Here is a 13,870-nt window from a genome sequence, read left to right as displayed (position 1 = left end):
GTAAATAGAAAGTTAAATCACTGCAATAAATTAAAAAAATATACATTGGTTAAAGTATTGCAAACGCGGAGGCATCATGTTAAAGTAAGTAATGACCGAATGACCGGATTAGTAAATTGGTCAAAATGCGGTTACAGCGATATTTCCGAGGAAAGGGAGTGTACGGGTGGCTGTGGTAGATCGAAGGCAGCAGGTGCTTAAAGCCGCGACGAAATGTTTTTCATTATTTGGCTATAAGGCAACTACAATGGATCAAGTCGCCAAGATTGCGAATGTGGGAAAAGGAACGATTTATACCTTTTTCACGAATAAGGAGCAGCTGTTCGATGAAATCCTGCGTGATGTCATTGTCGAAATGAAAAAAATCGCCGAGCGGGAAATCAAAAAGGATAAGCCTTTTTTTGATAACCTGCACAGGGTTCTGGATGCTTTGCTGGAATTTCGAAGCGAACACGAGCTGTTCATTAAGCTTTCCCAGGAAAGTCGCGATTTCGGAACGCCGCAGGCTGGTGAAGGACTCGACAAGATCGAGAGTGTTGTGCTTGACTATTTGAAACGGGAGGTGGAACAGGCGATTCGTCAAGGCGAAATCAAACCTTGCGACCCCAAGATCGTATCTGTTGTAATGTTTAGACTTTACATTGTGCTGACTGCTGAACTTAACAAGGTGCATGTGCCTTTGAACAAAGAGCAAATCAAACATTATTTTCACTTGTTCTTGTCCGAAGGGCTGGCAACAGCAAAGTAAAGTTTGGAGCTGGAATAGGGATGGCATCGTCAACCGTCTGCTTTCCCTGGATGTTCTTTTACTTAGGCGGCAGTGGAACAAAAACCGGAAAGGTTTTTTTTTACTCTGGACTGACCAATTGGGGAAAACAGTCATATGGTATTACTGTAACTTTCAATACAATAGCAAGAGTTGAAGATTCATAGCATTTTAAAAGAGAGCAAACGATTATAAGGAGAGAACCAGAATGAAATCTTTATCCGTGTTTTTCAAGGACCTTGGGGCAGTGCTGAAGAATCCTAAAGTGCTGATCCCAATGTTTGTTGTCCTATTCGTTCCGGTGCTGTACAGCGGGTTGTTCCTGAAAGCATTCTGGGATCCCTACGGTAAAATGAATGAACTGCCGGTCGCTGTCGTAAATGAAGATAAAGGTGCCGACTACGAAGGCTCAAAGCTAACTGCCGGGAATGACCTGATAGAAGAACTTAAGAAAACCGACGGGTTCGAATGGAATTTCGTAAGCCGTGACCAGGCAGAAGCGGGACTTGACGACAGTACTTATTATATGGCGATCATTGTGCCTGAAGATTTTTCAGCAAATGCAACAACCCTGCTGGGTACTGATCCCCAGCCGGCCAAAATTATTTATGAACCGAACGAAGGCTTCAATTTCCTTGCCGGCCAAATTGGCGGAACTGCGGTAAAGGATATTAAGACAAAAGTATCGGCCAAAATAACAGAAGCTTATACAGAATCCGTATTCGATAAAATTACGGAGATCGCCAGCGGGCTTGGCGACGCCGGAGACGGCGCAACAAAAATTGCCGATGGTGCAAGCAAGCTGGATGACGGCGCGCTGAAGCTGAAGGATAACCTGGTAGTACTGACCGAGGGCACAGGTAAACTGCTCGATGGTGTAGCGCCGCTTACGAAAGGTGTGAGCGATCTGAATACGGGTGCCGCCGCCATACAGAACGGCAGCAGCACTCTGGCAGGCGGACTCCAGCAATTGTCCGCTGCACACAAGAAACTGCAGGCTGGTGTATCACAGACTGCAGCAGGCAGCAAACAACTGAGTGAAGGCCTTAAGAAGACGGAAACCGGAGCAGCTTCACTTCAGGCTGGTACAGCATCAGCTGTAGAAGGTACGACTAAGCTTCAAGCCGGCACGAAGTCGGTTGTCGATGGCAGTGCGAAGCTGGAAGCGGGACTTACTTCTTCCGTCGAAGGCAGTGCGAAGCTGGAAGCCGGTCTGAAGGCCTCCAAGGATGGCAGCGCGAAAGTGAGCGCGGGAGCCAAAGCAGTGGCCGATGGCCTGCAGCAGCTGGCCAAATCGAATCCTCAGCTTGCAGCCAGCCCTGATGTGCAAAAGCTGCTGGCTGCAAGTACGGCAGTCGCTCAAGGCAGCGCGCAGCTGGATCAAAGTCAGCAGCAACTCGTGGAAGGCGCATCAGCGCTCCACAGCGGACAGGAGCAGCTTGTGCAGGGTGCAGGACAGCTGCATACCGGTTCTGAGCAGCTGGATGCTGGAGTCAGTCAGCTGCATGACGGAGCGCAGCAGCTGAATGCCGGCAGCACGCAGCTGCTGGAAGGACAAAAACAGCTCGTGGCCGGTGCAACGAAGCTGGAAACCGGCGGAACTACACTTGCCGCAGGGATGAAGCAGTTCGGCGCGAAGCTGGACGAAGCTGCAGCTGGCGGTGCGAAGCTGGCCGATGGCGGCAAGGCGCTGGAAGCCGGAACTTCGAAACTGTTGAACGGAGCCGGACAGCTGAGCAGCGGCCTGACCTCTGTAGCCGATGGCTCGAAGAAGCTAAGCGATGGAGCAGGCCAGCTGAAGGATGGTCTTGATGATCTGAAGGCCGGTTCAGGAGAACTTGCAACGAAGCTTGGCGATGCCGCATCACAGACCAGTTCGGTGAATAAGACCGACGCGTTGGTCTCAATGTTCGCCCAGCCTGTGGAGATTGAAGAAGTTAAAGTGAATGCCGTGCCAAACTACGGCACAGGCTTTGCGCCTTACTTCCTGTCCCTTGGACTGTTTGTAGGTGCACTGATCAGCACGATTATTATTCCAATGCGCGATTCCGAAGTGATCGGTGCCAGCCGGTTCAACCGGTTTGTCAGCCGTACGCTTACATTCACGATGATGAGTGTGCTTCAGGCGCTGCTCGCTGCAGTTATTGTTCTGTACGGATTGGGTCTTGAAGTGCAGAATGTACCGCTCTTCTACGCATTTATCTTCATTACCAGTCTTGCCTTCATGTGGATGATCCAGGCGATTGTAACCTGGATGGATCAACCGGGACGTTTTGTAGCCATCGTCATCCTTATCTTCCAATTGACGACAAGTGCAGGTACGTTCCCGCTTGAATTGATTCCGAACTGGATGAAATTCTTCAATCCGCTTCTTCCTATGACCTACAGCGTCAGAGGATTCAAGGCAGTAATTTCCACGGGAGATACGGGTGTAATGTGGAACGATGCAGGACTGCTTGCGATCTACGGCCTTGTATTCCTGGCCCTTACGTTCACCTATTTCATGACCCGCAGTCATGAAAGTGAAGCTGCTATGAAAAGTGAACAAGTTTTGACTGTATAATCGGTTAATAGCAATAATATAACAATAAGCAGAGGACGCTCCTTAAGGGGCGTTCTTTGCTTATTGCGGAAATGATATGCGACATTAAAATGACATGTTATGGAAAGAAAACGAAATAAGCGTTTTCATTGCATAAGAACTTATTCGGTTTTAATGAATAATTATGCATTGTAAAGATTTTTTACGCTTTTATTCACTAAAGCTGTACCGCAAAAGCAATTGTTAATCAAACTCATAAAAAAGTTTAAATTGCGCTCATGTCAGGTCGATGATAAAATAATATAACCAATCTGCCTTGAATAATTATTAAGATTTTTCTCTGAAATATTTTCCTGTAAATATAATGTAAGTAGAGCTTTGCGCTTTGCTTTTTCCTTATATTTTTTGTGAAAGTGATGCCGCCATTATGCAGATCGGCAAGAGGGTTCTTCCGATGATAACTTCTACTTTATTATAGAAAGGTTGCGTACAATGAGACACACTGAACTGCCCGGCAAACAGGGCCTTTATGATCCCCAGTTCGAAAAAGATGCATGCGGCATGGGATTTGTTGCCCATATTAAAGGCACACCGTCCCATGATATTGTAAGTAACGCTTTGACTATGCTCTTCAATATGGAGCATCGGGGGGGCCAGGGTAGCGAGCCGAACTCCGGTGACGGAGCCGGCATCATGCTGCAAATTCCGCACCGTTTCTTTGCAGGGGAAGCTGCTAAGCTTGGCTTTGAACTGCCGGAGCAGGGCCGCTATGGCGTGGGTATGATCTTTCTGTCTCATAACGAGGAGATCCGGGCCCGCCACGAGGCGCTCTTGAGCGACATTATTGCAGAAGAAGGCCAAGTGGTGCTTGGCTATCGTGATGTGCCTACCTTTGACGAAATGCTGGGCAAAACTGCCAAGGCAGCGAAGCCTTATGTCCGTCAGGTATTCATCGGCCGTTCCGCAGGCGTCAAGGATGAATTGGCTTTTGAACGCAAGCTGTATGTAATCCGCAAACGCGCAGAACTTGCAATCCGCTATGGCGGTACCGAAGAGGGTGAGTCCTTCTACGTGCCAAGTATGTCCTGTCGTAAGATCGTATATAAAGGCATGCTCACAACTGAGCAGGTAGGCCAGTTCTATCTGGATCTGCAGAACCAAGAGCTGGAATCCGCGATTGCGCTTGTCCACTCCCGGTTCAGCACCAATACGTTCCCGAGCTGGGAGCGTGCCCATCCCTACCGTTTCATGATCCACAATGGTGAGATCAACACCCTGCGGGGGAATGTGAACTGGATGCACGCCCGCCAGTCGCTGTTCAAGAGTGAAGTATTCGGAGAAGACCTCAGCAAGATCAAGCCGGTTGTTAATCCGGACGGTTCCGACACCGCTATGTTCGACAATACGTTTGAGTTCCTGTATCTCAGCGGACGTTCCTTGCCGCATGTGGCCATGATGATGGTACCTGAGCCTTGGAGCAACCATGACAGCATGGATGAGCAGAAGAAGGCATTTTATGAATACCACAGCACCTTGATGGAGCCGTGGGACGGGCCTGCCGCGATGGGCTTCACCGACGGTGTGCAAATCGGAGCCATTCTTGACCGTAACGGCCTGCGTCCTGCCCGTTATTATGTAACCAAAGACGATATGATTATTTTATCCTCTGAAGCAGGAGTTCTTGATATTCCGGCAGAGAATGTACTATATAAAGACCGCCTGAGACCAGGCCGGATGCTGCTCGTGGATACGAAGCAGGGCCGGATTATTTCTGACGAAGAAGTGAAAGCGTCCATTGCTTCCGAGCAGCCTTACCGCCAATGGCTGGATGAGCATCTGATCGGACTTGACGAGCTTCCGGATGCACCTGAACTGCCGAACCCGAAACATGACAATGTGCAGCAGCTGCAGCAATCCTTCGGCTACACCTTTGAGGATTTGCGCAAGGTGCTGGAGCCTATGGCTTCAACCGGCGCCGAAGCTGTCGGCTCCATGGGCTATGATGCTCCGCTGGCTGTGCTGTCGGATCGTCCGCAGCGTCTTTACAACTACTTTAAACAAATGTTCGCACAGGTAACCAATCCGCCGATTGATGCAATTCGTGAAGAATTGGTAACGTCAACCGCTACGACAATCGGACCGGAACGCAACCTGCTGAAACCAGAACCGGAGAGCTGTCGACAGATCTCGCTGGAATCGCCGATTTTATCGAATGAGGATTTCGCCAAGATCCGCCATGTCCGCCGTGCGGGCTTCAAATCGATGTCCATTCCGATTCTGTTCCCGGCTGAGCTTGGAGCGGAAGGACTGCGTATCGCACTGGAGCGCATGAATGAGGCTGCTGACCGCGTAATGGCCAAAGGACATAATATTCTTATTCTGTCCGACCGCGGTGTGGACCGCGAGAATGCGGCCATCCCGGCGCTGCTGGCTGTATCCAGCCTGCATCACCATCTGATCCGCTCGGGAACACGTACGAAGGTCAGCATTTTGCTGGAGTCCGGCGAACCCCGTGAAGTCCATCATTATGCGCTTCTTCTGGGCTATGGCGTAAGTGCGGTCAATCCGTATCTGGCCTTCGAAAGTCTGGATGACATGATTAGCCAGGGCCTGCTGCGCGGAATTTCGCATGAGAAGGCTGTGAAGAACTACATTAAGGCTGCGACAAAGAGCGTAGTGAAAATACTGTCCAAAATGGGTATCTCTACTATTCAATCGTATCGTGGCGCACAGATCTTTGAAGCTGTCGGACTGAATTCGGAATTTGTCGACCGTTACTTTACCTGGACGCCTTCCCGTATTGGCGGTATCGGCCTTGAAGAAGTGGCGGCAGAAGCGCTGATTCATCATAACCGCGCCTTCACCGACAAAGACGGCAACGATAAAGTGCTTGATTCCGGCGGCGAGTACCAATGGCGCAGCGACGGGGAAGAGCATCTGTTCAACCCGCAGACCATTCACCTGCTTCAGCACTCCGTGCGGAGCGGCGATTACAATATGTACAAGAAATATGCAGCGCTTGTTCAGGGTGAAAGCGAGAAACATCAGACGCTGCGCTCCATGCTGCAATTCAAATCGACAAATCAGCCAGTTCCGCTGGAAGAGGTGGAACCGGCAGAATCAATTATGAAACGGTTCAAGACCGGTGCGATGTCCTTTGGTTCGATCAGTAAGGAAGCACATGAGACGCTGGCAATCGCCATGAACCGCATCGGCGGCAAGAGCAATACCGGTGAGGGCGGCGAAGATCCGGCACGCTTTATTCCGGACAGCAACGGTGATTCCCGCCGCAGCGCGATTAAACAGGTCGCATCGGGACGTTTCGGGGTGACTTCGAACTATCTCGTGAATGCGGATGAAATTCAGATCAAAATGGCGCAGGGGGCCAAACCTGGTGAAGGCGGACAGCTGCCGGGCCGCAAGGTATATCCATGGGTGGCAGAAGTGCGCGGCTCCACAGCAGGCGTAGGTCTGATCTCACCGCCGCCGCATCATGATATTTATTCCATTGAAGATTTGGCAGAGCTGATCTACGATCTGAAAAATGCCAATCCGCGTGCCAGCATTAACGTGAAGCTCGTGTCTGAGGTAGGCGTCGGTACCATCGCTGCCGGAGTAGCCAAAGGCCGTGCCGATATCATTCTGATCAGCGGTTATGACGGAGGAACCGGCGCATCGCCGATGAACTCTATCCGCCATGCCGGTCTGCCTTGGGAGCTTGGTCTCGCTGAGACCCATCAGACACTGATGCTGAATAACCTCCGCGACCGTGTCGTGCTCGAGACAGATGGCAAAATGCTTAGTGGCCGTGACCTGGCAGTAGCTGTATTGCTGGGTGCTGAAGAATATGGATTCGCTACTGCGCCGCTTGTAGCCGTAGGCTGCATCATGATGCGGGTGTGCCAGATGGATACCTGTCCGGTCGGTGTAGCAACACAGAATCCGGATCTGCGTAAGAACTTTACAGGCGATCCACAGCATGTTGTTAACTTCATGACGTTCGTGGCGCAGGATCTGCGTGAGATTATGGCTGAGCTTGGTTTCCGCACCATTGAAGAAATGGTTGGACGTACCGATTGCCTCGACGCCGTACGCGCTTCGAGTCATTGGAAGAAGAAAGGCGTCGATCTGAGCAGCCTGCTTCATACTCCGGCAATGCCGGAAGGAAGCACACGTTACCGCAGCAAACGCCAGAACCATGGTCTTGAAGAAACGCTCGACGTTTCGAAGCTGCTGGAGCTGGCCGCACCTGCCCTGGAATTCGGTACGGTGGTTGAAGCTTCGCTGCCAATCACGAACGTGAACCGTGCGGTAGGAACGATTCTGGGCAGCGAACTGACGCGCAAATATGGAGCGGCAGGCCTGCCTGATGATACGATCCGCCTGCATTTCAGCGGATCTGCCGGACAAAGTCTGGGCGCGTTCATGCCGAAGGGGATTACGATTACGGTCGAAGGCGACTCCAATGACTATGTGGGCAAAGGGCTGTCCGGCGGCAAGCTGATTATTAAGCCATCGCCGAAGGCAACCTTCGCCGCTGAGGACAATATTATTATCGGGAATACGGCGCTTTACGGAGCGACCGGCGGCGAAGCTTACATCAGCGGCATCGCCGGTGAACGGTTCGCCGTCCGTAACTCCGGTGCGAATGTCGTCGTTGAAGGCGTGGGCGACCATGGCTGTGAATATATGACCGGCGGGCGCGTAGTTGTGCTCGGTGAAACCGGCCGCAACTTTGCAGCGGGGATGTCAGGCGGTATCGCTTATGTATACGATCCGAACAACAACTTCATCAAACGCTGCAACCTGGAAATGGTGCTTCTGGAGCGGGTCGAAGAACCGGACGAAATCGCTGAACTGCACAGTCTGATTGCCCGTCATACGGAGCTTACTGACAGTGCCGCGGGAAGACGGATTCTGGATGGCTGGGAAGCGGCTCTGCCGAATTTTGCCCGGGTGATTCCAAAGGATTACAAACGGATGATGGAGCAAATCCGCAAAGTTGAGCAAACCGGCTTGACCGGCGAAGCTGCCCTAATGGCAGCCTTTGAAGCCAACATGCGTGAGCTTGCCCGTGTCGGTGGCTAATCTTTAAGCAATTGTCGAAGAACAAGGGACCGTATCCTTTTGTAATGAAAGGGTACGGTCCTTTATTATGTAATGTATTTTTCTTGATTTTCATGAAAAAGGTAAGCTGTGGTAATATAGTAATGCAAACTAATGAAAGGAAGTGAAATAATGCCAAATATGGCAGAAGTGTCGAAGCCTGTAGCCAGCCTAATGGGCGTCACCAAAAAAATAGGTTCCAAAACGCTGGTCAGCAATTTAACGCTGGACATTCCGTCCGGTCAAATTTTTGGGTTTCTTGGACCGAACGGCGCCGGCAAAACGACGACGATTCGCATGATGGTAGGGCTTATTTCGATCAGCCAGGGAGACATTCTGATCTGCGGCCGCAGCATCAAGGATCATTTCGAAGAAGCGGTAGCCAATATCGGTGCCATTGTTGAGAATCCTGAGATGTATAAGTTCTTGACCGGATACCAGAATTTGCGCCAATATGCGCGCATGGTACCGGGTGTAGACAAGCAGCGGATCAATGAGGTTGTGGAACTCGTCGGGCTTGGACAGAGAATTCATGATAAAGTAAAAACCTATTCTCTGGGCATGCGCCAGCGGCTTGGTGTCGCTCAGGCCCTGCTGCATCGGCCGAAGCTGCTGATTCTGGATGAGCCGACAAACGGGCTTGATCCGCAAGGGATCCGTGAGCTTCGCGATTATTTGCGCCGTCTTTGCCAAGATGAGGGAACAACGGTGTTTGTCTCCAGCCATTTGTTGTCCGAAATGGAGCTGATGTGCGACAGTGTCGCAATTATCCAGAATGGCCGGCTTGTAGATGTGAAACAGCTGAAGACAGTGGGAGACGCAGTGATGCCAGCTGGGGAAACACTGTTTGAGGTGAGTGATCCGGAAGCGGCGTTTAGCCTGATTGGCCGCGGAGTATTGAGAGAAGGCGGTCTGGCCGTCGTGGCGAGCCGTGAGGAAGTAGCCGAACTGAATGCGAAGCTGGTGGCAGGCGGCATCAAGGTCTACAGCATCAAGGCGCTGTCCCGCTCACTGGAAGATCAATTCTTGGAAATTACAGGAGGTGAAGGCATTGGGTGAGTTCGCTGCTCTCATACATAATGAGAATATCAAGATTTACAGCCGTGTCCGTACATGGATTATGTTGTTCATTCTGGCTTTAATGAGTGCGCTGTTTCCGGCACTGTTCTATTTTACCAGCAGTGGTGATATGTCCAGGATGGGACTATGGGAGAGCTTTCAGACGACCGTGAGCGTTGCCTTTTTCCTGAATACGATCTTCACGGTTGTAGTTGCATCCGACTCCGTGGCGGGCGAATTTTCCTGGGGAACAATCAAGCTTTTGCTGATTCGCCCGTGGAGCCGCTCCAAAATACTGCTCTCAAAATATATTTCCATGATCCTCTTTAGTCTGCTCAGCACAGCAATATTAATTGCTTTCGCCTATGGTTCGTCATTGATCTTCTCCTCTTCAGCGGAAGCGGGAGCGTCTAACTTAGGAAATTGGAGTCCGGTTGAATACTCCTTCCTCGATGTGCTCTGCCGCTATGTTGAGCTGTTTCTAACCGCTGCGCTTGCCTTTATGGTATCGAGTGTATTCCGGGCAAGCGGACTGGCGATCGGTCTGTCTTTGTTTATTATGTTTACCAAAAATTTATTTATCGTCATCTTTAGCCCGGAAAGGTATGAGTGGGCTAAGTATCTGATCTTTACCCACATGGATTTGCGGGGATATATATTGAGCGATGCCGGTCCTGGCGGTGTAACCCTTGGGTTCTCTGCCGCCGTGCTGGCTGTATATTATCTGCTGTTTCTGGCGGTTTCCTGGATCGTGTTCCGTAAAAGGGATGTCGCCGCTTAAGACCTTACGTAGATGGACTGTGAGGCGGGTGCACATGGGAAGCTGCGGGAATGAGCCTAGACAGGTTCAAACCGTTTAGCCGGCTTCCAGCTTGCTCTGCGCCTTGGAGGCACGTTTACCTGCCTTGTCCTTATTCTTATCCTCCTGCAGTCCGCCCGCTTTCTCCGGGGCGGGCTGTTCTGCCATGCCTATGGAACCGTTAAGCACACTTCCCTCCATAATGCTGAGCGTCCCTGCAAGGATGTTGCCGTGGAGTTGTCCGGTTCCAGTCATGGTGAGGCGGCGGTCGGCGGTAACATCGCCGAACACTTTGCCGGCTATAATGATCTCCTGAGCTTTAATGCTGGAACGGACCGTTCCTTGTTCACCTACGGTCACTGTCCCCTGGCACTGAATTTCCCCGCTGAAATTGCCTTCAATCCGCAAGTTGGTATCACACTGCACCTTGCCCTCCAGTGTACCTCCAAGACCGATCAGCGAGTCAGTAGACTTAAAGGATGCCTGCTGCTTTGGTTTATTCCACACTATTAATTCCTCCTTAGGGTTTTACATAATTGAGCGGATTCACCGCCTTGTTCTGTTTTACCACCTGAAAATGAAGATGGGGACCTGTACTGCGCCCCGTATTGCCCAGCATTCCGATTTGCTCGCCTTTGTTGACCTTGTCACCGGCTTTGACGGTCATTCCGTTCAAATGCATATACCAGGTCTCCAGCCCGTTCGCATGCTCGATAATAATGTATTTTCCTCTTGCACCCATCTGATCGGAGGCGGTGACCACACCGGCCATTGCTGCATAGACAGGATCACCGATATCACCGGCAATATCAATGCCGGAATGATAGGCGGAAACGCCCTTGAAAGGGTCGGAGCGGTAGCCGAAGCTTGAGGTGATCACATTGGAATGGGTGGGCCAGATCACGGCCGGTGCCAAGCGGGCTTTTTCGGCGAGCGCTTTTTTGGCCTGAAGGTTGGCTTGAACGCTGTTTGCCCTCTCGGCCTGGGTAATCGTGGTGGAGATGCTGTTCACCATCTCTTCAAGCATACTGCGGATTTCGGCAAAATCATCTTTAGTTTGCCGGACCAGCTCCAAGGGATCCTCCTGATAGACCGCGATATATTCGCCGCCTACCTGTGGGGTTGCCTTATTGCCCAGTACCGATGAAAGCGCCCCGATCCGGTAGCTTACACCAGACAGCGAAGAAGAATTGGAAACCGCTGCAGCCGTGAAATCCACACCATTTAGCGCTGTTGTAACGGCTGGAGCAGATCCGTCTATGGTGTCCAATGAAGCTGTGGCATGAGAGAGCGTCCCTGATGATGCATTGGAGGAGGATGTCTTTTCGGTATCGGAGTCTGTGCCTGTACCTTTACCAGAGTCTGTTCCAGTGGTGGAACTGCTCTCCTTGTCAATCAGCGACTGGAGCTGCGCTTCCAGCTCACTGACACTTTTTAGCTTGTCTTTGATGTTCTCGGCCTCCTCCGACAGCTCAGTCACCTGACTGCGGAGCTGCTGAAGTGTCTGGTCCTTGTCAGCGACCTTCATTTCCATTCGAAGATTAGTCAGGGACAGAGCCGCTGCTTCCGATTCCAGCTCTGCAATCGAGCGGGAGGCATGAAAATGCATGGAGGTGACCAGACTGGAGATAGACAGGGCGGCTGCGGCCGGGAGGGCCAGGGCAAGCGGCCTCGATAGCTGAAGTTGTCTGACCGGACGTCCGGCTTCGCGGACGACGAGCAGTGTAATCCGGTTATGATCGGGCTGACTCTTCATAGCTACTCCTTTCTGCGGCTTGTGGCAGCCGCCTCGTGGTAACTAAAACTCCGTGCCTGCGAGTGTTAGTTATTAAATGGGCTCATCCGAATTGTCCTACTACTCTATGTATTCCAGGCCTCTGGCGAACATGACAACGGTTTGGTTGAATAAAGAAGGAGAGTTACGGCAAAACCTGTACTAGAATTGGCTTGGGTACAGCTAATTCCCGGTTTTTCATGGAGGACATAGTGATGCGGGTGCCAAAGCCCGAAACCGGCTTGTACGAAGCTCAGGCAGGAGACAGCTATTATAGACTTTCAGGAGGTGTGCGCCTTGAGAATATTTGCAATCATTTTATGCCTTTTTATTCTGCAGATTGCCGTAATACTGCTGCTGGAGCACCGCCGTCCGCAAAGAGCGCTGGCCTGGCTGTTCATTACATTCTGCTGTCCGCCTGCCGGGCTGTTGTTCTATTATTTTTTGGGCCATGATTATTGGCAGAACCGTAGGATCGGCAAACGCTGCACGCCGCTGCTTCGTGAAATTCGCGCCCATGTCTCCGGCAAAATTCAGATTGTGAAAAATACGTCAGACACCGGCAACCCGGAATTTGAAGGCCGCGATGAACTGCTGCATCTGCTCTCCGGGCTCTCGGAAAGTCCAGTTACCGGACGCAATAAGTGCCGGATTCTTTCCAGCGGCCAAGAGGCCTATGAGGATATGCTGGAAGCGATGGAAACGGCGCGGGAGAATATCCATCTGGAGTTCTATATTTTTCGGGATGATGCGACGGGTGAGCGGTTTCAAGAAGTCATGATCCGCAAATGCCGCCAGGGGGTAAAAGTGCGTCTGCTATGCGACGGCCTCGGCAGTCATAAGCTGAGCCGCAGATTTATCCGCACCTTAAAAAATGCGGGCGTAGAGGTCCATTTCTTTCTGCCGCCGCTGACCTCACTCATGGACCGCCGCTTTAATTACCGCAATCACCGTAAAATTCTGGTTGTTGATGGTCTAATAGGATATACGGGCGGATTGAATATCGGGGATGATTATTTGGGCAAGGATCCCAAGCTGGGCTACTGGCGGGATACCCACCTGCGGCTAGAAGGAGATGCAGTTTATAATCTGCAATACGTATTCCTTAAGGATTGGAGATTGGCGGCAGGAGACGCCCTGAGCCATCCCCGCTTTTTTCCAAAGCACAGCTGTGAAGAACAGGAGTCTGTGCTGATTGTGGCAAGCGGTCCGGATGGAGCAATAGATGCCTCGCTGGAAATGTATTTTGCCGCGTTATGTGCAGCCAGGCAGCGAATCTGGATTGCTTCCCCGTATTTCATTCCCGATCCGACGATTTGCCGGGCACTTAAGAATGCTGTGCTCAGCGGTGTGGATGTGAGAATTATTATCCCTGCCACACCAGACAACAGGCTGGTTTATAATGCTTCTTTATCCTATCTGGAGAATCTGCAGGATGCCGGGGTGAAATTCTACCGCTACAAAAAGGGGTTTATGCATGCCAAAGTCATGATCATAGACGATCTGCTGGCTACTGTGGGCAGTGCCAATCTGGACATGCGCAGCTTCTACTCCAACTTCGAGCTTACCGCCGTGCTGCTCCAGCCGGAGATCATTAATTCGCTTAAGTCAGCGTTCCAGAATGATCTCAAGCATAGCGAATTTATTGACCCTGCAAAATTCAGCAAGAGGGGACGAAATGTCAAGTTGATTCAAGGGCTCTGTCAGCTGCTTTCGCCGCTATTATGACGGAAAAAGGGTCAAAACCCTAACTTTTCGAAGGCGCGAACATGTTCCGTTCCTTATTTGAGCTTCTTTTATGATATAATATAGGTATAAGAAGAA

The 13,870-nt window shown here is 51.1% G+C and carries 8 protein-coding genes; 6 read left to right on the top strand and 2 right to left on the bottom strand.

All coding sequences use genetic code 11. The features are described 5' to 3' along the window. Window positions 1-166 precede the first annotated feature (166 nt). The 5 genes from NYE29_RS04220 (at window position 167) to NYE29_RS04200 (ending at window position 10,254) form a co-directional block, all read left to right on the top strand. Window positions 167-748, top strand: a complete 582-nt coding sequence (locus tag NYE29_RS04220; protein WP_038586643.1) for a TetR/AcrR family transcriptional regulator — start codon at window positions 167-169, stop codon at window positions 746-748. A 226-nt stretch (window positions 749-974) separates the two neighbouring features. After that, window positions 975-3,329 carry a YhgE/Pip domain-containing protein gene (locus NYE29_RS04215; protein ID WP_340894541.1) on the top strand — a complete coding sequence of 785 codons (2,355 nt, stop codon included), beginning with the start codon at window positions 975-977 and terminating at the stop codon, window positions 3,327-3,329. Window positions 3,330-3,800: 471 nt separating this feature from the next. Beyond that, the gene (gene gltB / locus NYE29_RS04210) at window positions 3,801-8,396 is read left to right on the top strand and encodes a glutamate synthase large subunit (RefSeq protein WP_076113489.1); all 4,596 of its coding nucleotides are present in this window, start codon (window positions 3,801-3,803) and stop codon (window positions 8,394-8,396) included. Window positions 8,397-8,555: 159 nt separating this feature from the next. After that, entirely contained in the window at window positions 8,556-9,473 is a 918-nt protein-coding gene (locus NYE29_RS04205) for an ABC transporter ATP-binding protein (RefSeq protein WP_038598699.1), read from the top strand. After that, window positions 9,466-10,254, top strand: coding sequence for an ABC transporter permease (locus NYE29_RS04200; protein WP_076113490.1), 789 nt, complete (start codon window positions 9,466-9,468; stop codon window positions 10,252-10,254). The genes NYE29_RS04205 and NYE29_RS04200 overlap by 8 nt, the downstream gene beginning before the upstream one ends. Before the next feature lie 75 nt (window positions 10,255-10,329). Here the strand turns inward: NYE29_RS04200 and NYE29_RS04195 are convergent, their stop codons facing one another. Next, window positions 10,330-10,779 carry a bactofilin family protein gene (locus NYE29_RS04195; protein WP_076113491.1) on the bottom strand — a complete coding sequence of 150 codons (450 nt, stop codon included), beginning with the start codon at window positions 10,777-10,779 and terminating at the stop codon, window positions 10,330-10,332. Window positions 10,780-10,792: 13 nt separating this feature from the next. Next, a complete protein-coding gene (locus tag NYE29_RS04190) occupies window positions 10,793-12,028 on the bottom strand; it encodes a M23 family metallopeptidase (protein WP_340894539.1) in 1,236 nt (411 codons plus the stop codon). 315 nt (window positions 12,029-12,343) lie between these two features. On the opposite strand from NYE29_RS04190, the gene cls reads away from it, so the two are divergent. Continuing rightward, window positions 12,344-13,774, top strand: a complete 1,431-nt coding sequence (gene cls / locus NYE29_RS04185; RefSeq protein ID WP_340894537.1) for a cardiolipin synthase — start codon at window positions 12,344-12,346, stop codon at window positions 13,772-13,774. Window positions 13,775-13,870 lie beyond the last annotated feature (96 nt).

The organism is Paenibacillus sp. FSL M7-1046, from assembly GCF_038007405.1.
Taxonomy (GTDB): domain Bacteria; phylum Bacillota; class Bacilli; order Paenibacillales; family Paenibacillaceae; genus Paenibacillus_AQ.
This window is presented reverse-complemented; position numbering and strand designations above follow the sequence as displayed.

Excerpts from the sequence above, each read along its gene's own strand:
- NYE29_RS04190 (WP_340894539.1), bottom strand. The coding sequence starts at position 12,028 with ATGAAGAGTCAGCCCGATCATAACCGGATTACACTGCTCGTCGTCCGC.
- NYE29_RS04215 (WP_340894541.1), top strand. The coding sequence starts at position 975 with ATGAAATCTTTATCCGTGTTTTTCAAGGACCTTGGGGCAGTGCTGAAG.
- gltB (WP_076113489.1), top strand. The coding sequence starts at position 3,801 with ATGAGACACACTGAACTGCCCGGCAAACAGGGCCTTTATGATCCCCAG.
- NYE29_RS04205 (WP_038598699.1), top strand. The coding sequence starts at position 8,556 with ATGGCAGAAGTGTCGAAGCCTGTAGCCAGCCTAATGGGCGTCACCAAA.